At 38.8% G+C, this 21,580-nt stretch carries 20 protein-coding genes; 13 read left to right on the top strand and 7 right to left on the bottom strand.

Annotated features, from left to right (window positions below; all coding sequences use genetic code 11):
• Positions 1 to 512: 512 nt before the first annotated feature.
• On the top strand, positions 513 to 1,010 hold the full coding sequence (locus ACKVEV_RS13735; RefSeq protein WP_409366941.1) for a helix-turn-helix domain-containing protein: 498 nt from the start codon (positions 513 to 515) through the stop codon (positions 1,008 to 1,010).
• Positions 917 to 1,861: an IS3 family transposase gene (locus ACKVEV_RS13730; protein WP_409370540.1), complete on the top strand. Its 945-nt coding sequence runs from the start codon at positions 917 to 919 to the stop codon at positions 1,859 to 1,861. The genes ACKVEV_RS13735 and ACKVEV_RS13730 overlap by 94 nt, the downstream gene beginning before the upstream one ends.
• Before the next feature lie 187 nt (positions 1,862 to 2,048).
• Here ACKVEV_RS13730 and ACKVEV_RS13725 read toward each other — a convergent pair whose 3' ends face one another.
• The gene (locus tag ACKVEV_RS13725) at positions 2,049 to 3,953 is read right to left on the bottom strand and encodes a heavy metal translocating P-type ATPase (RefSeq protein WP_409366940.1); all 1,905 of its coding nucleotides are present in this window, start codon (positions 3,951 to 3,953) and stop codon (positions 2,049 to 2,051) included.
• 343 nt (positions 3,954 to 4,296) lie between these two features.
• Positions 4,297 to 5,835 (bottom strand): fumarate hydratase, encoded by a 1,539-nt coding sequence (locus ACKVEV_RS13720; RefSeq protein WP_409366939.1) that lies wholly within the window; start codon positions 5,833 to 5,835, stop codon positions 4,297 to 4,299.
• Positions 5,836 to 6,060: 225 nt separating this feature from the next.
• Between ACKVEV_RS13720 and ACKVEV_RS13715 the strand changes: the two genes are divergently transcribed.
• Positions 6,061 to 6,861: a YwqG family protein gene (locus ACKVEV_RS13715; protein WP_409366938.1), complete on the top strand. Its 801-nt coding sequence runs from the start codon at positions 6,061 to 6,063 to the stop codon at positions 6,859 to 6,861.
• 46 nt (positions 6,862 to 6,907) lie between these two features.
• Here the strand turns inward: ACKVEV_RS13715 and ACKVEV_RS13710 are convergent, their stop codons facing one another.
• Entirely contained in the window at positions 6,908 to 7,093 is a 186-nt protein-coding gene (locus ACKVEV_RS13710) for an SE1561 family protein (RefSeq protein WP_402928008.1), read from the bottom strand.
• 367 nt (positions 7,094 to 7,460) lie between these two features.
• On the opposite strand from ACKVEV_RS13710, the gene ACKVEV_RS13705 reads away from it, so the two are divergent.
• Positions 7,461 to 8,642 (top strand): MFS transporter, encoded by a 1,182-nt coding sequence (locus tag ACKVEV_RS13705; RefSeq protein ID WP_409366937.1) that lies wholly within the window; start codon positions 7,461 to 7,463, stop codon positions 8,640 to 8,642.
• A gap of 421 nt (positions 8,643 to 9,063) precedes the next feature.
• On the opposite strand, the gene rlmD is transcribed toward ACKVEV_RS13705, so the two are convergent.
• From rlmD to ACKVEV_RS13690, 3 genes are all read right to left on the bottom strand, one after another.
• Entirely contained in the window at positions 9,064 to 10,440 is a 1,377-nt protein-coding gene (gene rlmD, locus ACKVEV_RS13700) for a 23S rRNA (uracil(1939)-C(5))-methyltransferase RlmD (protein WP_409366936.1), read from the bottom strand.
• A gap of 72 nt (positions 10,441 to 10,512) precedes the next feature.
• Positions 10,513 to 11,331 carry a polysaccharide deacetylase family protein gene (locus tag ACKVEV_RS13695; protein ID WP_409366935.1) on the bottom strand — a complete coding sequence of 273 codons (819 nt, stop codon included), beginning with the start codon at positions 11,329 to 11,331 and terminating at the stop codon, positions 10,513 to 10,515.
• Positions 11,332 to 11,416: 85 nt separating this feature from the next.
• The gene (locus ACKVEV_RS13690; RefSeq protein ID WP_409366934.1) at positions 11,417 to 12,313 is read right to left on the bottom strand and encodes a TIGR01777 family oxidoreductase; all 897 of its coding nucleotides are present in this window, start codon (positions 12,311 to 12,313) and stop codon (positions 11,417 to 11,419) included.
• Positions 12,314 to 12,413: 100 nt separating this feature from the next.
• Between ACKVEV_RS13690 and recX the strand changes: the two genes are divergently transcribed.
• The 3 genes from recX to ACKVEV_RS13675 are packed head-to-tail and all read left to right on the top strand — an operon-like array spanning position 12,414 to position 13,813.
• Positions 12,414 to 13,217: a recombination regulator RecX gene (gene recX, locus ACKVEV_RS13685; protein WP_409366933.1), complete on the top strand. Its 804-nt coding sequence runs from the start codon at positions 12,414 to 12,416 to the stop codon at positions 13,215 to 13,217.
• Positions 13,214 to 13,543 carry a YfhH family protein gene (locus ACKVEV_RS13680; protein ID WP_402928017.1) on the top strand — a complete coding sequence of 110 codons (330 nt, stop codon included), beginning with the start codon at positions 13,214 to 13,216 and terminating at the stop codon, positions 13,541 to 13,543. The genes recX and ACKVEV_RS13680 overlap by 4 nt, the downstream gene beginning before the upstream one ends.
• Positions 13,544 to 13,813, top strand: a complete 270-nt coding sequence (locus ACKVEV_RS13675) for a YfhJ family protein (RefSeq protein ID WP_409366932.1) — start codon at positions 13,544 to 13,546, stop codon at positions 13,811 to 13,813.
• Between the two features lie 62 nt (positions 13,814 to 13,875).
• On the opposite strand, the gene ACKVEV_RS13670 is transcribed toward ACKVEV_RS13675, so the two are convergent.
• On the bottom strand, positions 13,876 to 14,862 hold the full coding sequence (locus ACKVEV_RS13670; RefSeq protein ID WP_409366931.1) for a metal-dependent hydrolase: 987 nt from the start codon (positions 14,860 to 14,862) through the stop codon (positions 13,876 to 13,878).
• Positions 14,863 to 15,112: 250 nt separating this feature from the next.
• On the opposite strand from ACKVEV_RS13670, the gene mutY reads away from it, so the two are divergent.
• The 6 genes from mutY to ACKVEV_RS13640 all read left to right on the top strand — a co-directional run bounded on the left by mutY (position 15,113) and on the right by ACKVEV_RS13640 (position 21,557).
• The gene (mutY, locus tag ACKVEV_RS13665; protein WP_409366930.1) at positions 15,113 to 16,144 is read left to right on the top strand and encodes an A/G-specific adenine glycosylase; all 1,032 of its coding nucleotides are present in this window, start codon (positions 15,113 to 15,115) and stop codon (positions 16,142 to 16,144) included.
• Positions 16,145 to 16,216: 72 nt separating this feature from the next.
• Complete coding sequence (locus ACKVEV_RS13660; protein WP_402928024.1) at positions 16,217 to 16,393, top strand: gamma-type small acid-soluble spore protein; 177 nt, start codon at positions 16,217 to 16,219, stop codon at positions 16,391 to 16,393.
• A gap of 285 nt (positions 16,394 to 16,678) precedes the next feature.
• Positions 16,679 to 17,230: a DUF402 domain-containing protein gene (locus ACKVEV_RS13655; RefSeq protein WP_173479563.1), complete on the top strand. Its 552-nt coding sequence runs from the start codon at positions 16,679 to 16,681 to the stop codon at positions 17,228 to 17,230.
• Positions 17,231 to 17,458: 228 nt separating this feature from the next.
• The gene (locus ACKVEV_RS13650) at positions 17,459 to 19,204 is read left to right on the top strand and encodes an ABC transporter ATP-binding protein (protein ID WP_409366929.1); all 1,746 of its coding nucleotides are present in this window, start codon (positions 17,459 to 17,461) and stop codon (positions 19,202 to 19,204) included.
• A 384-nt stretch (positions 19,205 to 19,588) separates the two neighbouring features.
• Positions 19,589 to 20,602 carry an ABC transporter ATP-binding protein gene (locus tag ACKVEV_RS13645; protein WP_409366928.1) on the top strand — a complete coding sequence of 338 codons (1,014 nt, stop codon included), beginning with the start codon at positions 19,589 to 19,591 and terminating at the stop codon, positions 20,600 to 20,602.
• Positions 20,577 to 21,557, top strand: coding sequence for an ABC transporter ATP-binding protein (locus ACKVEV_RS13640; RefSeq protein ID WP_409366927.1), 981 nt, complete (start codon positions 20,577 to 20,579; stop codon positions 21,555 to 21,557). Before ACKVEV_RS13645 ends, ACKVEV_RS13640 begins: the two co-directional genes overlap by 26 nt.
• Positions 21,558 to 21,580 lie beyond the last annotated feature (23 nt).

Below are 21,580 nucleotides of genomic sequence, written 5' to 3'. Positions count from 1 at the left end.
GCGGGCACGACGTAAGCCACAACCGTCGCTGTCGCGCCGTTTGTTGTGTCTTACATTACGTGCGTTCCCGCAGGAGTCTACGTGGATTTTTCCTTTGTTAGTTTAGAATGCAACGCATAGAAATTGTATGAGTGACTGGCACCGCTTAGCGTCATGGCATAAGAGTAGTAGCTTCTAAAACGGAAAAATCCACTTCGCTTTCCGCAGTGCGACGTTGATTTCCGTTCCAGGCGCTCCCTTTCCGCAGGCACGGCTTCAACTAATTTTTGCGGCAATAGCCGCAAAAATGGATTTTCAGCTCGTGCTGTTCCTGCAGGAGTGTCGCGCCTTCCACTCCAATCAACTAGTAACGAGTAATGAAATATCAGCTTATTCTTAGTCTGGGTAAGGGGGGGTTTATAGTAAAGACTTTGAAGAGTAGCCTTTGATTTTCGCGAAGGGCGGCGACTCCTGCGGGAACACTGAGATGCACCCAAATTGTTGAACTCTTTATTCACAAGGAGGGTGCATCGATGGAAACAAGAGAAAAGAAAAAGAAAGTCGTTGAACTGTATCAAAAAGGCGAACTTTCGCACAGTGCAATTGCTAGAGAATTAAAGATCAATAAAGCGGTTGTGTCGAGCTGGCTAGCGATTTATAAATATCATGGATTAGATGGATTATTAGCTCCCCCTTGTAAGAGCTACGACGATTCCTTTAAACTAGAAGTCATACACTATTTAATAGAGACCGTCGAGTCGTATACCGAAGTTTCGGGGAGATTTAATCTTCACAGTCGGGCAACTTTATGGAAATGGATGCATCTTTACATGACCGAAAATGACTGGGCTCTCTATCATAAAAAACGGGAGCGTCGAGACATGAAAAAAAAATCTACTACGACAACACAAAATGATACAGAAAAACTACAAGAAGAATTGGAGCTATTAAGAGCGGAGAATGCTTATTTAAAAAAGTTACATGCCTTAATTCAAGAAAAAGAAAAATTAGCACGAAAGAAAAAGTCCTGATTGTAAATGAATTAAGGCTTGCATTCACGTTAAAGATTTTATTAAAAGTAGCGAACCTAACGAAATCAACTTTTTATTATCACCTAAAAGCTACCACAAAGGTGGATAAATATAGCGAACTGAAAAAGCAAATTCAAGCGGTTTACCAAGAACACAAAGGACGTTATGGCTACCGCCGCATCACGATCCAATTACGTAAACAAGGCGTACGAATTAACCATAAAACTGTGTTTCGCTTGATGCAGGAAATGGGCTTAAAAGGACGTAAAAAGAAACGGACTTATCGTTCATACAAAGGAGAAATAGGACGAGTGGCTCCCAATCAATTAAATCGCCAATTTGAAGCAGCACGCCCTAACCAAGTGTGGTTGACAGATGTAACGGAGATTAAAGTGAATGGAGTGAAACGCTATTTATCCGCCTTTCTCGATGTCTTTAATCGTGAAATTGTTGGTTATGCCCTAGCTAAAAATCCGAACTTTGATCTCATTCACCAATCTTTCTCTCAAGCTATAAGTGCAAGGAAATTAAAAAAAGCCAATAATCTATTAATCCACTCGGATCAAGGCTGGCTTTATCAAATTGGTCGCTTTCAACGAATGGTAGAGACATACGGAATGACCCAAAGTATGTCACGTAAAGGAAATTGTTTAGATAATGCGCTCATGGAGGGCTTCTTTGGCATTCTTAAAAATGAATGTATTTACCAAACATCTTTTCAATCCGTTCAAGAAGCAGAAAAAGCCATCCACGATTACATTCGTTACTATAATAAAAAACGAATAAAAGAAAAACTGGACGGGTTAAGTCCAGTTGAATACAGAAAAAACTTTGAAAAAACAGCGAAATAAAAGTACAACTTTATGGGTTCATATCACACACGCATCGTAAGCCGCAACAGTCCGCGCGTTAGCGAGGGTTGCGGCTTACGTGTGTGCCCGCGGAAAGCGTCCGCACGTAGCGGAAATCAACTGCAGTAGTTTAATTCTATGAGTTTATCGACATTTTGAAGGGTGGTCTCGCTTTGAGACCACCCTTTTATACATTTTTATTCAGCATTCGTAAGCCGTTTAAAATCACGAGAATGGTACTACCTTCATGGCCGATAACGCCTAGTGGTAAATCGACAGCTTGTAAAAAGTTAGAGGCTATTAGTAATACAATGATGCCAATAGAGAAGGAGATGTTTTGCTTTACAATTCGTTGCATTTTACGTGATAGGCGGACGGCATAGGCAATTTTAGATAAGTCATTTTTCATTAACACAACGTCTGCTGTTTCGAGAGCAACATCTGTACCTTCGCCCATAGCAATACCAGTAGTAGCTGTTGCTAAGGCAGGGGCGTCATTGATGCCATCTCCGACCATCCCGACAAATTGATGTTCAGCCAGTAGACGTTTCATCTCCGTAACTTTTGTTTCCGGAAGACATTCTGCAACGTATTCAGTAACGCCAGCTTCTTGGGCAATAACCTTTGCTGTTTTGTCGTTATCACCAGTGAGCATAATTACATCAATACCTAATTCTTTTAACAATGCAACGGCTTTTTTTGCCTCATCGCGAACGGTATCTTTTAACGCCGCAAGAGCTACAATGCCTTCTTTGTCACGCATAAAAATAACTGTTTTACCTTCAGAAGTAAGCTTTGCTAAAGCGTTATTCGCGAAAGCATTTGCTTCAACTTCACCTACGAAATCAGGTTTACCAATCAAATACTCGGTTTCATTTACGTAGCCTTTCATGCCCCAACCAGGGATATCTTCAATCGTTGCTTGTGCAAACTGTGAAATGTGTTGTGCTTTTGCATAGTTTGTAACGGCTTGAGCTAACGGGTGATTTGATTGTGCTTCAATTCCTGCAAGAACAGCTAATGTTGCGTCACGATCTAAGCCATCGCGTACAATAAAATCTGTCACGACTGGTTTTCCTTGTGTAAGCGTACCTGTTTTATCGACAGCTAATGCACGTAATACACTTAAATGTTCGAGATGTAAGCCACCTTTGAATAGCACGCCGTTTTTTGCGCCATTTGAAATGGCTGCTAATGTTGCGGGCATAATGGATGCAACGAGTGCACAAGGTGAAGCAACGACTAACAAGACCATTGCTCGATAAAATGTTGTCGTCCAGTCCCAGCCGATTAAAAAGTGGGGTAGGAACATCATAAGTGCAACAGAAAGTAAGACGAATTTGACATAAGTTCCTTCAAATTTTTCAATAAATTGCTGTGAAGGAGATTTTTCACTTTGCGCACTTTGGACAAGCATAATAATTTTTTGGAATAACGTTTCAGCATTTGGTTTCGTCATTTCCATTGTAATGGCCCCATTTAAATTAACGGTTCCTGCAAATACTTCATCACCTTCAAATTTCGCAATAGGTAAAGGTTCTCCGCTAATAGCAGATTCATCAATAGAAGATTGTCCTTTAAAAATAATACCGTCAGCTGGGACACGTTCACCAGGTTTTATGAGCAAGTGGTCGCCAATTTTTAATGTGGAAACAGCAACCTTCATCGGTTCAAAACCGCCGCGTACTAACCAAGCTTCTTCCGGCTGTAAATTCATCAAAGCAGAAATTTCACGATGACTTTTGTTCATAGCGTACGTTTCAAGAGCACCACTAACAGCAAAGATAAAAATGAGGATTGCGCCCTCTGTCCAATAACCGATAGCAGCTGAGCCTATTGCAGCTAAAATCATTAGCAACTCTACGTTTAATTTTTTGTCTTCTAACGTTTCTTCAATACCTTCTTTTGCTTTGGCAAAGCCTCCGACGCAAAATGCCACAATATATAGCAGAACGGACGCTGTTGTTTGATCATTTGTATCTAAACGCCATGCGAGTAAAATAAATAATCCTGCCATAATAGCAGCAATGAGTTCGGCATGCACTTTAATATTCTCAATTAAATTATTATTTTCTCGATTAGAGTATTCCAATTAAATCCCCCCTGATAATGAAAATCAATATCAAAACCCTTATTAAACAAGGTAATACAAGCATTTTTGTAGATGATAATCACTTTCATTTACATCTTTTCTACTTTAGAATTATTATAACAAAGGTGTTTGGAAAAAGAAAGCAATAACTTTTATTAATATGGTCTAAGCAACTAAGCAATAAAATATAATGAGGTGTTTAACAAATAGTGGGTAAAGGTTTGGCTGATGATTATGGAATAAGAACAGAAAAAAGACACAGTATATTCACTAGGAATATTCTGTGCCTTTATATTTTGTGTCCGTAACGGATAATTCTTTTTAATTACAATGTTTTTCTAAATTAGAAAACTCTTTCTGCATGTTGCGCTAGTTTTTCTAAAGAAGATTTGTCTACATCAGCGTGAAGTGAGTTGCCGTGAGAGTCCATTGTTACGACAGCTGTAAACCCTTCCACATTTAAGTGCCACATAGCTTCAGGAATACCGAATTCCATTAAGTCTACACCATCTACACCTTTAATGCAGTCTGCGTAGTATTGAGCAGCACCGCCAATGGCATTTAAGTAAACACCGCCATGTTCGCCTAAAGCAGCAAGTGTTTTTGGACCCATACCACCTTTACCAATAACAGCACGGATACCGAATTTTTTCATAATGTCGCCTTGATATGGTTCCTCACGAATAGAAGTAGTCGGGCCAGCAGCTTTCACTGTCCAGTTGCCTTCTTCGTCTTTCGCCATTACAGGACCACAGTGATAAATAACTTGTCCGTTAAGATCTACTGGTGCATCATGACTCATTAAGTGATGGTGAATAGCGTCGCGGCCAGTGTACATACGACCAGTAATCGATACAACATCACCTACTTTAAGTGCACGAATTTGTTCTTCTGTAATTGGCGCAGTCAGTTCTACAACATTTGTTGAAGTTTCTTCTGTTGTTGCAGCAACTTCATCTTCTTTAAATGTAATTTTTTCGCCTTCTTGGTAGTGCCAGTTGATGATTTCGCCAGTTTCTGGATTAATATCAACTGCCATACGACGGTATGCCCAGCAGTTATATGCTACAGATACGTAGAATGAAGCTGGGATACGGTGCATAACGCCAATTTTACAACCAAGTAAAGTTGCTTCACCGCCGAAGCCCATTGTACCGATACCAAATGTGTTTGCTGTTTGCACAACATATTCTTCTAATTTTGCTAAATCTGGATTTGGGTTTGTATCTTCAACATGACGGAATAATTGCTCTTTTGCTAAATCATATCCTGAAGAGCGATCGCCACCGATACCTACACCGATAAAGCCTGCAGAGCAGCCTTGACCTTGTGCTTGATATACAGAGTGTAAAATACATTTACGGATACCATCTAAATCACGACCAGCACGGCCAAGACCGTCTAATTCACATGGTAGGCTGTACTGAATGTTTTTGTTTTCGCAGCCGCCACCTTTAAGAATTAATTTAATCGTAATATAATCTTTTTCCCATTGCTCGAATTTCATTACTGGCAGACCATCACCAAGGTTATTACCGCTGTTTGCACCAGTTAATGAATCCACAGCATTTGGACGTAATTTTGCATCCGCTGTTGTATCGTTAATTGCTTTTTTGATAGCTTCTTTTATTTCTAATTGATTTACACCTACAGGCGTGTAAATTTTAAATGTTGGTAGACCAGTATCTTGACAGATTGGTGATACATTGTCTTCTGCCATAATAATATTATTTGAGATTGTTTCTAAGCTCATTGCTGCACGCGTACCCGCATTTTCAGCTTCTTTCGCTTTTTTAATGGCACGACGTACGTCTTTTGGTAAGTTTGTAGACGTTTCAGTAATTAAATCGTAAAGACTTTTCTCTAAAGTTTGAAGATTCATTTCGATATTGCCCCCCAATGAAAATTTGATTATTTCCACGAACCATTATACTCTTTTCCACTAATGAAAAAAAGAGTACTTCTAATAGTGGAGAAATAATCGATTAATTTTATAGAATTTCTAGTTTTTATGAATTAACTGCTATCTGTACAATGAAAAAGGGATTTGATTTTTAAGAACATTTGTTCTAAAATGGAATTAACTTAATTTTAAGGAGGATATTTCATGTTTGAAACAAAATCATTAACGTTACCAAAGGAAGTAGAGCAATTTCACCATATAATAGAAGAAACATTGCAACCTGTTATTGGCATCGAAACGTACGAAAGAGAAACGACTTTATTTGACAGCAAATTTGCAGGTAATCCGTATTTTCCACTTGCAATGGAATATCCAAAAAACGAACAACAACAGCCGTTAAAACTTTTAGCACAAATTAACTTTGCAGATGTACCGAAACACTTAGCTAATTTTCCTGAAGAGGGAATATTGCAGTTTTTTATTGATGGTTATGATGATGTACTAGGAATGGATTTCGATAAGGGCAACAATCAAAGTGGTTTTCGCGTGATTTACCATGATACGATTATTAAAGATGAATCGCAGCTTATGCACGATTTCTCCTTTGTAGAAAGTACGACAGAAGAACTTTATTTCCCGGTAGAAAAGGAAATGGCCATTAGCTTTCAGGCTAAATTTGAACCTTTAACAATGGGCGATTTTAGAAGTAATGAACTATACAAAAGCATTGAAACAGCTATAGATGAAGACGAAGAGTTAGCAGATGTATTGTATGATGTGTTAGCCGGAGATGGACATAAAATAGGGGGATATCCTTTCTTTACACAGGAAGATCCTCGAGCGTATGGTAACTATACAGATTCAACAACGCTGCTATTGCAAATAGATAGTGAAGGGGATCATATTATGTGGGGGGATTGTGGTGTGTGCAATTTCTTCATTACAGAAGAGGAACTAAAAAACAAGGATTTTAGCAATGTAGTGTACAATTGGGACTGTCATTAAAAAAAGCAGGCGAGCCATTTAGATGCTCGCTTGCTTTTGCTTGTCATTATTGTTCACGAGCGTTAAATTGCTCCATTTTTTCTTCTAAATCATCCATCATTTGAATTAAACGATCAATATCTTGTAATTCAGTCGTTTCTGGGTCGATGGCATCTAATACTTCTAAAAACATTTCAAGACGTTCTTTTAAGTAAGTAACTTGTTGCTCTTTATCAGTGATTGACTTTGACATGCATACACCTCATTTCGTCCTTTACATCGTAGCTGATTTGGGACTAAATTTCAATGCCTAGGTTAACACCTAGGACTAAGCGATTATTTTCAAAAAACAATAGACAGAATATTTACAATATTGATACTGTATGTTAAAGTTATTTTAAGAAATAGTAAAGGAGCTGATTGTACAAAACGGTGAACTCTAACTCGAAAAGGAGGGAGTTTAAACAAGTAATCGGTAAATAAAAAGGCCGAAATTCGTGTTTATACAAGTTGAATGAAGATAAGTATTCGTTAAGCCTTAGCGTAAAATCACATGTGGTGAGCGCTGAGGCTTTTTGGTATGCTGTAATGTGGAAGCAGACTAGATGTTGGAGGAAAAAATGAATTACTTCGCAGATTACAGCAAAAAAAGGTTTACTATTTTAGTGATAATTGTCTCTATATCGGGATTTTCACAAGGGATGCTCTTACCGCTTATCTCCATTATTTTTGAGCGCGATGGTGTATCTTCCGCTTTAAATGGTTTAAACGCGACAGGTCTATACATAGGAACTTTATTAATTTCACCGTTTATAGAACAGCCTTTACGAAAATGGGGCTACAAACCAATTATTTTAATTGGCGGTGCACTTGTCTTTATTTCGCTTATAATATTTCCATTATGGAAAAGCGTTACATTCTGGTTTGTCTTACGCTTGCTAATTGGTGTTGGAGATCATGCTCTGCATTATGCTACGCAAACTTGGATTACGAGTACAGCGGATCATAAAAGTCTAGGTAAAGGTATGGCGATTTATGGCTTGTCCTTTAGCACAGGTTTTGCAGTAGGGCCGTTAATGGTACAGCTGATTCAAATTACAGAGGCATTGCCGTTTATTGTGTCATCGATTATGTGCTTAATCGCGTGGTCTTTTGTATTTTTCTTACGCAATGAAAAGCCAGAGCGTTTAACAGGTGATATGAATGCACGCGGATGGAATCGTTATAAGGTGGCGATCGTCTTTGGATGGATTGCATTTTTAGGGCCATTTGTTTACGGTTTTTTAGAATCTTCATTGAACGCTTTATTTCCAGTCTATGCATTACGGATAGGCTTTGAAGTTGACATGATTCCGGTTATTTTATCAGTCTTTACATTTGGGGGCATTTTAACACAAGTGCCACTTGGTGCACTCGGTGATAAAATTGGGCGACGCAATATCCTGATGTTTGGATCATTTGGAGGAGCCATTCTGTTTATGATTGCGAGCTTTTTAGAACACTCGCAAATGGCTGTGGCCATTGCATTTTTCTTTGCAGGGACACTTGTCGGTTCGATGTTTTCGCTCGGTATTACATATATGGCTGATTTAACGCCGAAAGAGTTGCTACCAACTGGAAACTTATTATGCGGGATTGCTTTAAGTATTGGTAGCTTAACAGGTCCATTTTTAGGTGGTGTTTATTTAGAATTTGTAAAAAATTATAGCTTCCTTATACTCGTAGCACTTTTATTATTAGCGGTTGCGACCGTTTTACTCGTATTCGGGAAAAATAAAAATAAGCGGCCAGTGACGATTTAATGTCATGGTCGCTTTTTATAGGCAAAATAAAAGAGCGGGGCTCATCTCCCGCTCATAAAACAAAAAACGCCCAGCAAATCCGTGCTGTAATGGCGTTTTTCGGTGTGACACGGATGTTCCGTCCATGCCACATAGGTTTGGCACCTAGAGATATATTATACAGATAAGCTTCTATAAAAGCAATTAGATAATAATTCCATGGGGAACTTAATCCTGCGGGTGAGAGTGATTCCGCGGAAGAAGGGTAGAATTCCGCGAAAGAAGGATGGAATTCCGCGAAAGAAGGATGGAATTCCGCGAAAGAAGGGTAGAATTCCGCGGAAGAAGGATGGAATTCCGCGGAAGAAGGCCACAATTCCGCGAAAGCAATCCCGCGCAAATAAAAGAGCATCTCAAAATGAATTGAGATGCTCCAAATATTTTATTTTTTTAACACAAGCTTGGCAACGCACTCTACCTGTGCCGTTTGTGCGAACATATCTACGGGTTGGATATATTCTACATCATAAAGCTTTGATAGTTCTTGTAAATCTTTCGCTAAAGTAGATGGGTTACAAGACGTATAGACAAAACGTTTTGGCTTCAGCTTAAGAACTGTGCGAATAAAATCTGGTGCAAGGCCTGTACGTGGCGGATCGACGGTAATGACATCCGGTGTGAAGCCTTCTTTACGCCATTTCGCTAAAACACTTTCAGCTGTGCCTACTGCATATTTTGTATGTTTAAAGCCATGATTGCGCGCATTTTTTCGTGCATCTTGAATGCTCTCTGGGATGACATCCATACCACGCACTTCTTTCGCTTGATCTGCTAGCCATAAACCGATTGTACCTACACCACAGTAAGCATCAACAACTGTTTCTTTACCTGTTAATGCCGCTGCTTTTTTAATTTCATTGTATAAATGAACGGTTTGTGTTGGATTCAATTGAAAAAATGCGCGAGCAGAAAGGTCGAATGCTAATTCCCCAAGCTCCTCGTGTATAGTTTCCTTGCCATCCAGTACTATCGTTTCATCTCCAAAAATAAGCGATGTTTTTTCACGATTAATATTTTGCGCTATCGACACAATGCTCGGATCGATTTTTTTAATGCGTGTGATTAGCTCAGCAAGATGTGGGATTTCTTTGCGTGTTGTAACAAGTACGACTTGCGTTTCACCAGTGCGAATCCCTGTACGAACAACAATCGTACGCACTAAACCGTCGAGCGTACGACCATCGTAAATCGTAATATTTAGTTTTTGTAAAATCTTTCGTGTGGCTACAGTGATTTTCGATGTAATTGGATGTTGGACAAGGCAATCATTAATATTTAGTAGCTTGTTACTGCCTTCAGTAAAAAGCCCAGCATAGACACGTTTGCCTTCTTTACGTACTTGGAATTGGCTTTTATTGCGATAATGCCAAGGGTTATCCATACCAATCGTTTTGCGAACTTCTACTATTTCTGCTAACGGTTTAGCATAGCGTTCTAAAGCTTGCATCACGATATCACGCTTTTCAATCAGTTGTTTTTCGTATGTCATATGTTGAAGCTGGCAACCGCCACATTCGTTGTATACAGGGCAGGGTGCCTCCTGGCGATATGGTGAAGTTTTGCGTATAGCCAATATTTCAGCTTCTGCAAAGTTACGCTGAGTCTTTGTCACTTGTGCCGTAATTTCTTCACCAGGAATAGCGCCTTTTACAAAGACAACATTGCGTTTGTAAAAGCCCACTCCTTCGCCATTAATACCAAGTCTTTTTATAATTAATGGGAATTTTTGTCCCACTTCCATCGTTGTTTGTTGCGTCAAGCGATCCACGTCCTTTAACTTTGTTCAGCACGTAGGTATTGATAACATGCTGATGTCATCTCCCCATTATAACTAAGGAGTGGACGATTGCATAGTGACAGGGAAATCTTCATATTCCAAAACTAAATCGTCGAGCGATAAAAATGTATAGCCCTGCTTTTTCGCTTCGGCAATAAATAAAGGAAGTGCTTCTGCATTATCTTGCGCAACTGTATGCATTAAAATGACAGCACCAGGGTGAAGTTGCTCCATTAACGCATTATAAGCATAATCTGCTCCACGTCGTTCATCTTTTAGCCAATCTTTAAAAGCGACAGACCAGAAAATATGACGGTAGCCTTCTGCATTGCCGACTTCTAACAACTTCGCATTGAAAATTCCTTCTGGTGGGCGGGCATATGTTGTACGGTCAATGCCCGTTAATTCACGTAGTTTTCCATCAAATTTACGCCATTCTGCACGCATACCATCTCTCGTTAGCTTTGCCATATTCGGGTGGCCATAAGAATGGTTGCCGATTGTATGTCCATCTTGTACCATACGCTTTACTAGGTCGCCGGCACTTTCTAAATAATGCCCAGTTAAAAAGAAAGTGGCTGGTGCTTTTTCTTTTTCTAATGTATCCAAAATACTTTCAGTAAAGCCGTTTTCGTAGCCATTATCAAAAGTTAAGTAAGCAACTTTTTTATCGGGTTTTCCTTTATAAATTGCTCCGTATTGATCGAGTAGCTTGTCAAGTTGGGCACCTGCTTGTGCTGGTTCGCCATTCTTTGCTTTTTTAATGCCCCAATGATATTCATCTGAGCCAGATGCAAAGTAAGGATTAAAGCTAATGGCTGCGGCGATAATAAAAGTAGCGATTACTGCACCTACGATATGTTGTTTCCACATAAAAAACGCATCCTTTCCTTTTCGTTTAGGATGCGTTACTTTTTAAATTTTATCCTACATCTCATTTTACTTTGTGCATTGATTTTTATAATAAATTTTCAAGTGCTTCTTTTAATTGTGGGAATTTAAATTCGAAATTTTGCGCTTGTAAAACAGTTGGTAAAACATGCTGTCCTTCTAAAACGAGCATACTTTGTTCACCAAGAGCTAAACGCATAGCTATACTCGGGACTGGCAACCAATGACGGCGTCCCATTACGAAGGCAATGGTTTGACCAAATTCTTTCATGCGTGTGGCATGAGGAGCTGTTACATTAAATGGTCCGCGAATAGCGGGATTGGAAATAGCAAAATAAATAGCACGAGCCACATCTTCGATATGCACCCATGATAGCCATTGCTCGCCTGAACCAATCGTGCCACCTATATGCAATTTATACGGCAACAGCATGGATGGCAGTGCGCCATTGTCACGACCTAAAATAACGCCAAAGCGTGCAAGTGCTACACGAACACCTAATTTTTCTGCTCGCTTGGCATGGCGTTCCCAATCATGAACCGTCCAGCCTAAAAAATCGGTTGCGTAGTTGCTTGTGTTTTCGTCATAGATCGTTGTTGTGGAGGGCGGATAAATCCCAACAGCACTGGCATTTACAAGTACTTTCGGTGTTGTTGTTAGTTGTTCTAGTATGCGGACAATTTCAAGCGTTGCATCCATACGACTCGTATAAATGGCTTTCTTTTGCTTCTTTGTCCACCGTCCAGCATTTAGAGATACGCCTGCTAAATTGACGAATGCTTCAATACCTTCCAATTCTTTTTCTGGACGAGTGCCTTCTGATAGCCATTGTACATATTGAACGCCATTTTCATATTTAGAAGTGCTACGTGATAAGATAAAAATTTCATGACCATGTTGTTGTAATAATTTTGTTAAAGCCTTCCCAACAAAACCAGTACCTCCTGCGATGGCAATTTTCATAACATCCCCTCCATTTCCAAATAACTGTATCTCCACTATACACAAAGATAGAAAAAAAGAAAAAGATGTTATAATAGTAAGGCAAAGAGGTGGTTTCGCTATGCGTGTTATTACAAAAATTGCGCGTCAAAAAAATAATCCAGAACGTTATAATATTTATTTAAACGAGGAATACGCTTTTCCTGTAGATGAGGCCATTCTTATACAGTTTGGTCTAACAAAAGGCAAGGTTCTTGAAGAATTTGATATTCAAGAAATTGCCTATGAAGATGAAATTCGTAAAGCATTTAATAAAGGGTTAAATTTTTTATCCTATCAAATGCGCAGTGAGCATGAGGTGAAAAAAAAGTTAAGTTCATTGGAGTTTGGAGAAGCCGTTATTTTAGAAGCAATCCAAAAGTTAAAGTCTTATGGCTTTTTAAATGATGAATCTTATTCAAAAGCGTTGCTTGATACGAAAAAAGCGACGATGAAAAAAGGGCCTAGAGCGATTCGCCAAGATCTTATTAAAAAAGGTATCGATAAAAGTTTACAAGATGAAGTGCTTGAAACTTTTAGCCATGAAGAACAAGTAAAGCTTGCCACACAGCTTGCAGAAAAAGTCATTCGCTCGGAAAAGAAGAAAACACCATCGCAAGTAAAAGCTAAAATTCAAGATTTCCTTATGCGAAAAGGCTATTCTTTTACGATTGTAGATGAGGTACTTGGACAGGTCGAAATTGAGCAAGCAGAAGATGAATGGCAGTCATTACTCGATGCTCAAGGCGAAAAAGTTTGGAAAAAGTATGCCTCGAAGTATACTGGTTATGAATTAAAAATGAAAACGAAGCAGGCGCTTTATCAAAAAGGATTTCCTGTCGAAATAATAGATCGTTTTATTGAAGAGAAGGAGAATGAACTATGAATGACAAAAACTATGCTGCAATGACAGAACATGAATTACGTGAAGAAGTAGCTAAGCTAAAAGAAAAGGCGCGTAAAGCAGAACAGCTCGGTATACTAAATGAATTTGCCGTGTACGAGCGTAAAGCTTTAATGGCAGCAGCATATTTAGTTGATTTAGATACGATTGTACCAGGTGAAATGTATCGTATCGACGGCTCTGACAACAACTATTTCCAAGTTGATTATTTAAAAGGACGTTTTGCTTGGGGTCATCGACTAGGCGGCGATAAATATCAGGAAGCATTGCCTGTTTCAATTTTATCACCTATAAAGGCGGGGAAATAAATGCAAGAAAAAATCGATAAACTAACAGCTGAATTACTGGAGAAAAATCCTCAAATGTCAGTTGGGCGCGCACGTGTCTGGATTGAACTGCTATGGAGTGATTTTGAATCTACATCTGCCAAAGCAGGCTATAATTATCGTGGGGCAGATTACACGGAAAATTTAGTGCGCCAATTAATTACAAGCTACGGCGATAAGCTTCATGAATTTGCAGGACGCAATCCAAAATACGCTCATTTACTAGATGCAAGTGATGATATGATACAATAACGAACAGTAAAAACATAACAAAGCCGGTGTTCCCTACAAAAGGATACCCCGGCTTTATTTGTTTAATTGCTTGCGCCAATTTGTAATTTTTTTTGCAACTTATCTTCGGTGAAAATCCAACCCGTATAAGATGTGACGATTTCGTTTGCTTCATTTAAATGTGCCACTGCAACGAAAGGGTAGCGATTGTCACTGCGATAGCGTAGGTCAATTAACCTCACTTCTGTTAAGTCATTATCAAGCTCAGAAATTTCCCATCGATACAACGGTGAAAAGGACACGAATGCATCGAGATTAGGGTCTTTCATAGCTGCTTCAACAGTAGGAGTTTTCGGTAGCGGCTTGATTTCAAACTTATCGTAAATATTAACAGATCGCCCATAAGCACGGCCAACATAGTAATGGGTTTTGGATTTTGCTGCAATGCGCCAGTGGAAAAATCGCATTGTAGGTGCGACAATCACGTATTCTTCATCTTGAATAGTATGATGGACAGCTCTTTTCACAGCTTTTTGGACAGCAAAGCGTAAAATGTAGTAAATAACAATAATCCCATACATTGCGCTAAATGTCCAAACAGGGTTTGCACCAAAAGCCCAAAGTAAAATGCCGAGACAATGTAAAGTAAAAATGATTGGATCAAATGTATTGATGACGCCAAGTGCTACCCATTTTCTCGAGAATGGACGAATTGCTTGTGTTCCATAAGCATTAAAAATATCAACAAAAACGTGGATGGCTACGGCAAGAAATGTCCAAAGCCATAAATGTAACATATTGGCGTCTTGCATAATTAGTGATAATACGATTGTTATTAATATTGGCCAGATCACGACAGCTGGTATTGAGTGTGTGATACCGCGATGGTGTCGAATATAAATCGCATTATTGCGAAGTTTTAAAACGGTATCTACATCCGGTGCTTGTGAGCCAATTATTGTCCCAGCCATAACAGCAGTAAAGGTTATAGAATGATTAGCAACGACGGGGTCAGCTAGAGCGAGACCACCGAGGGCGATGCCCATAACAAAATGTGTTCCAGAATCCAAAATTATCCACTCCTAGTATGCGTAAAAAAAGCGTACAATGCATACATGTATATTTCAATTATGGTATTGCTTTTACAATTTACTTTTCAATCATTAAATATTCATCTGCACTAGACGGTAAATGTTGGGTCATTCTTTAATAGAAGCCTCAATACCTCTAGATGTTTTTTGTCATATTATGAGAATTAACTTTTCTTAATTGTATACCCATTTAAACATAAATTAAATCGTAAAGACACGGGAGGTCACTGTGAATTATCCATATGTAGCACAATTTCGACAATCTTTAGTCGAATGGTTTGAAGAAGAGAAACGAGATTTACCTTGGCGGCATACAAAGGACCCTTATAAAATATGGGTTTCTGAGGTAATGCTACAGCAAACACGCGTCGACACAGTAATTCCTTATTACAATCGCTTTATGGAAAGCTTTCCAACTTTAGAATTATTAGCAGAGGCACCTCAAGAATATTTATTAAAACATTGGGAAGGCCTTGGCTATTACTCGCGAGCAAGAAATTTGCAGGCGGGTGTTCGCGAGGTATTAGAAAACTATGGTGGGATTGTTCCTGATAATCGTCATGAAATTTCCAAGTTAAAAGGGGTTGGTCCCTATACTGCAGGAGCTATTTTAAGTATTGCCTATAATAAGCCCGAACATGCAGTTGATGGCAATGTCATGCGTGTGTTAAGTCGTGTACTTAATATACATGATGATATTGCACTTCCGAAAACAAAGAAAATTTTTGAAGCAGCTGTCGATGAACTAATTGATCCAGACAATCCATCGTCCTTTAATCAAGGATTAATGGAATTAGGAGCACTTATTTGTTCACCAACATCACCGAAGTGTTTATTATGTCCTGTGCGAGAATATTGCACTGCGTTTCATGAAGGACAGCCAGAAGAACTGCCTGTAAAATCAAAGAAAGTGAAGATGAAGCATATTTCATTTGATGTTTTTGTTTGTGAGGATGACCATGGCCGACTATTATTGGAGCAACGTCCATCACAAGGCTTACTCGCGAATATGTGGCAGTTCCCAATGGTTGAACACAATGAAAATTCATTTGAACAATTTGCTCAACAATATGAAGTAGAACCACAGGAAACGCAAGACATTTTAACATTTAAGCATGTGTTTTCTCATTTAACTTGGCATATAAATGCACATTATATGAAGAGTAAAACATGTAAAAAGGGTGAATGGCTAACACGGGAACAAATATCATTATTGCCGATGCCTGTGCCCATGTTAAAAATTTGGCAAGCGATAAAATAGATAATTAAAAAATTAAAGAGCATAAATGACATCACCTCTGTACACAATAATGAGCGTGGAGGTGAATGACTGATGAAGAAAAATCAAAACACGAACCAACAAGCGAATAAAAACATGCAGCGCCAAAGTGAAGAATTTGGTTATGAAACAGACTTCAACGAAGTGCAACAGCAAAATGCTAAAGCTGAGCAGAAAAAAGCGCAAGCTTCAGGACAATTTGCTAAGAATAACCAAAATTCAAGCAAGTAATCATTTTGTAACTGCATAAATGCATTTACCTTCTAAAGGGCTGTCTAAAAATCGAAAAGATGAAAAGGACAGCCCTTTTCTATATTGATTATTTGTGTGTAAAAAAAATCCATTAAAGTTGCTGTTATGAGATGGAAATTGCTATTAATTTACGAAAATTTGTACATAAATAACATGACACAGTGAAATTTGTAGTTTTCAACTACACCTTTCGCGTACAGATTGCTATAATATACTAGAGACTGCTAGATTTAGGTAGCATAGACGAAAAGGTGGGCTTCAAAGATGGCAATACCGGTAGAAGGAGAAACGATACAAATACATAGTTATAAGCACAATGGCCGCATCCACCGTGTTTGGCAAGAAACAATGGTTTTAAAAGGAACTAAAAACATTATTATCGGTGCGAATGAACGGACACTTGTGACAGAATCCGATGGTCGTACGTGGCTAACGAGGGAGCCTTCTATTTGTTATTTCCATGCGGAGCATTGGTTTAACATTATTTGCATGTTGCGTGAAGACGGTGTTTATTATTATTGTAATCTGAGCTCACCATTTGTTTTCGATAATAATGCCATTAAATACATTGACTATGATTTAGATATTAAGGTTTTTCCAGATATGTCGTATACCCTTTTAGATGAAGATGAATATGAGCAACATCGTCAGGAAATGTCTTACCCAGATGTCATCGATAAAATTTTAAAGCGTAATGTCGAAAAATTAATTAGCTGGATACAACAAAAAAGAGGACCGTTTGCACCTGATTTTATCGATGCTTGGACAAGTCGCTATAAGTTTCAGCTCGATATGCAGGCAGATGATAGTCAGTAACACCTATTAGTTAAACTAATAGGTGTTTTTTGCTTTTTAACGGGTATTTTATTAAGAAGACGACCGATGAAAATGAAAAATAGTCAGCCTAAAAGTTCAACTAACTGTACTTCATGCTAAATATTGCTATAATACGTAAGGGCATTCGTCATAGAATGTCTGTTTGTTTTTTAATGTATAGAAAGCCATATTAGCAAATACGGTTTTCTAATAAGGAAGTGATGAAAAATGGGTAGTATAAAACGTTATATGCGTTTTGTAAAACCATACACATGGGAAATACTTTTAACGGTATTAATTGGTATAGTAAAATTTGCAATTCCGTTATTTATTCCATTGCTTATCAAAATAGTATTGGATGATATTATTGCTGCGGAAAACTTAACGGATGCAGAAAAAACAAAGGAATTGTTTTACTGGCTAGGCGGTACAATTATTGTGTTCTTTGTTATACGACCGCCAATCGAATATTACCGTCAATATTTTGCGCAGCATGTCAGTAACAAGGTTCTTTTTGATATTCGTAAAGAGATTTACGCGCATTTACAACGACTAAGTTTGAAATATTACGCCAATACAAGAGCTGGCGATGTTATTTCACGTGTTATTAACGATGTAGAGCAAACGAAAAATTTTGTTATGACAGGGTTAATGAATGTTTGGCTTGATTTAGCCACGATTGTCATTGCCGTTGGTATTATGTTGGCTATGGATGTCAAACTGACACTTGTTGCACTTATTGCCTTCCCGTTCTACGCCATTAGTGTAAGATTCTTCTTTGGTAAACTGCGAGCATTAACACGCAACCGTTCACAAGCACTTGCAGGCGTCCAAAGTTATCTGCATGAACGAGTGGCTGGCATGAGTATTATTAAAAGCTTTACGCTCGAAAAACATGAGCAAAAATTATTTGACGAAGCGAATGGGGAATTTTTAGAAAAAGCATTGGACCAAACGAAATGGAATGCTAAGTCTTTTGCAGTCGTCAATACGATTACGGACGTAGCACCATTACTCGTTATTGCTTATGCAGGCTATCAAGTTATTAATGGTCCTTTGTCGGTTGGAACAATGGTTGCCTTTATCGCTTATATTGAACGCCTTTATGGACCACTTCGACGTTTAGTAAGTTCATCGACGACGTTGACACAGTCGATTGCTTCCATGGACCGTATGTTTGACCTTATTGATGAGCCTTATGAGGTGAAAAATAAAGAAAATGCATTAACATTAGAGAAGGCAACCGGTGAGGTACGTTTTGAAAATGTAGCTTTTCAATATGAAGCAGATGGTTCAACCATTTTGCAAAATATGAATTTCACCATTAATCCTGGGGAGACGGTTGCATTTGTTGGGATGAGTGGCGGCGGAAAATCTACCATTATCAGCTTAATTCCTCGCTTCTATGATACGTCGGACGGAGCGGTATATGTAGACGGACATAATGTTAGGGATCTCACAATTCATTCTTTGCGCTCTCAAATTGGAATCGTGTTACAGGATAATATTTTGTTCAGTGATTCGGTAAAAGAGAATATATTGATGGGGAAACCGGATGCGTCTGAGGAAGAAGTCATTGCTGCGGCGAAAGCGGCGAATGCCCATGACTTTATTATGAGCTTGCCGAATGGTTATAACACGAAGGTTGGTGAGCGAGGGGTAAAATTATCGGGTGGACAGAAGCAACGTGTTGCCATCGCCCGTGTATTTTTAAAAAATCCACCGATTTTAATTTTGGATGAAGCGACATCAGCACTTGATTTAGAAAGTGAAGCACTGATTCAAGAATCGTTGGATGCCCTTGTGCATGACCGCACAACCATTATCATTGCGCACCGACTTTCTACGATTACCCATGCAGATAAAATTTTTGTTATTGATCATGGACAATTAATAGAAGAAGGTAATCACGAGCAACTCATGAAAAAGCAAGGCACTTACTATAATTTATTCCAAGTACAACATTTAGATTAAGTTTTGCAAGGTGACGACTGGCGTTGATGCCCGCTACGGTTGTGCTTTAACGTGTCAGCCAGTTTTCTCCTATGTGCATTCGGTGTCCTAAGGCCCACACTATTCTAAGCTGGAGCCAAACAACTAAATTGTGTGAGAATTGTGTGAGTGCCTGGCACCAAACCTTCCATTTATGGAAGGTTTTTTATTATTAAAATTAGGAACTTACTATAAGAGATGTCGAAAAATGTAGAAAATATATGTTATTTGCAGAATAATAATGATTGAAAGAGAGGGATAATTTAGTTAGAATTATCTGAAAATAGAGAATTTATTGATAGTTAGTATATAATAAACTATAAATTTGTATTTTTATAAAAATTTGGTAGGGTAGGGTGGTTGAACATGCGAAAAAAGCTGTTAGAAGTTAAAGGGTTACAAACAACCTTTTTCACAGATGATGGACAGATTCCTGCCGTTGATGATATTGATTTTTCGGTCCATGAAGGGGAAATTTTAGGGATTGTTGGGGAATCAGGTAGTGGGAAAAGCGTAACATCTTTGTCGATAATGGGCTTGATTCCTTCGCCACCTGGAAAAATTACAGGTGGACAAGTACTGTTAGATGGCAAAAATTTAGCGAAATTAACGGATAAGCAAATGCAAAAAGTGCGAGGCAAGGATGTAGCGATGATCTTCCAAGAGCCGATGACTTCCTTAAACCCGCTGTTTACCATTGGGGAGCAATTAAAAGAAGCTATCTTAATTCATAATCCTAAATGGTCGAAAAAGAAAGCTTTTGCCCGAGCAGTAGACATTATGAAACTAGTAGGGTTACCTCGTCCGGAGGAACTATTAAAGGATTATCCACATCAATTATCAGGTGGGATGCGACAACGGGTAATGATTGCCATGGCATTAGTATGTGACCCAAAGGTACTGATAGCAGATGAGCCAACTACTGCCCTCGATGTTACAATTCAAGCGCAAATTTTGCAACTGATGAAAGATTTAAATAAGCGTATGAACACAGCCGTTTTATTAATTACGCATGATTTAGGTGTTGTAGCCGAAACTTGTGAACGCGTAATCGTTATGTATGCAGGGCAAATTGTAGAAGAAGCATCGATTCAAGAAATATTTAAAACGCCTAAGCATCCGTATACGCAAGGGCTTATTAAATCAGTACCTGATATGCGCTATAAAAAGGATAGCCTTTATTCAATACCTGGCACTGTACCGAAGCCGGGCACGATTAAAAATGGCTGTCGCTTTGCAGCACGCTGTGAATTTGCCATGGAGCGTTGCCTACAGGAAACACCACCTTTATATGAGGCGACAGAGCATCATAAAGCAAGGTGCTTTTTATTGGAAGAACAGGAGGTGGTTCATCATGTCGAAAGTGTTATTGAAAGTTGATGGTTTAAAAAAATATTTTCCTATTCGTAAAGGATTTTTAAATACGCAAGTTGGAGATGTCAAAGCTGTAGATGACGTTTCCTTTGAAGTGTTTGAAGGGGAAACATTAGGCATCGTAGGTGAATCGGGATGTGGTAAGTCAACTACAGGTCGCCTTCTAATGCGCTTACTTGAACCGACAGCAGGTCACATTGAATTTGGCGGCAAAATGCTGTCCACATTATCCAACAATGAAATGCGTAAAGCGCGTAGAGATATCCAAATGATTTTCCAAGATCCCTATGCTTCGCTTAATCCTCGCCATTCGATTGGCAAGATTTTAGAGGAACCCCTTATTGTGCATGGTATGGGCAATTCAAAGGAACGCAAAAAGAAAGTAATAGAGCTTCTTGAAATCGTTGGCTTACATGAATATCACGCAAAACGTTATCCGCATCAATTTAGTGGTGGTCAAAGACAACGTATTGGCATTGCACGTGCGTTGATGACTAATCCTCGTTTAATTATTGCGGACGAGCCTGTTTCAGCGTTAGATGTATCGATTCAAGCGCAAGTTTTAAATCTTATGCAATCGTTGCAAAAAGAATTAAAGCTTACTTATATATTTATCTCACATGACTTAGGGGTTGTACGGCATATTAGTAATCGTGTCGGCGTTATGTATTTAGGCAAGTTAGTAGAGCTAACAGCTAGTGAGAATTTATATGCAGAGCCGCTCCATCCGTATACACAGGCATTGCTTTCTTCTGTTCCTGTGCCAGATCCAACTTTTGAACGTGAGCAGCTCATCATTACCGGAGATATTCCGAGTGCATCCAATCCGCCAAGCGGCTGTGCATTCCATACAAGATGTCCGTTTAAGAAAGAGCAATGTTCTAGCGTTGTACCGAAACTGCAAGAAGTGAAACCTGGTCATTATGTTGCTTGTCATCTATACGATGCGCTTCAACATTAAATGATATAAAAAAGTTTTAGGGG

This window comes from Lysinibacillus sp. 38-6, assembly GCF_046245175.1.
In the GTDB taxonomy this organism is placed as follows: Bacteria; Bacillota; Bacilli; order Bacillales_A; family Planococcaceae; genus Lysinibacillus.
Note: the sequence above shows the minus strand (reverse complement) of the source record. Positions and strands in the feature narration are given on the sequence as shown.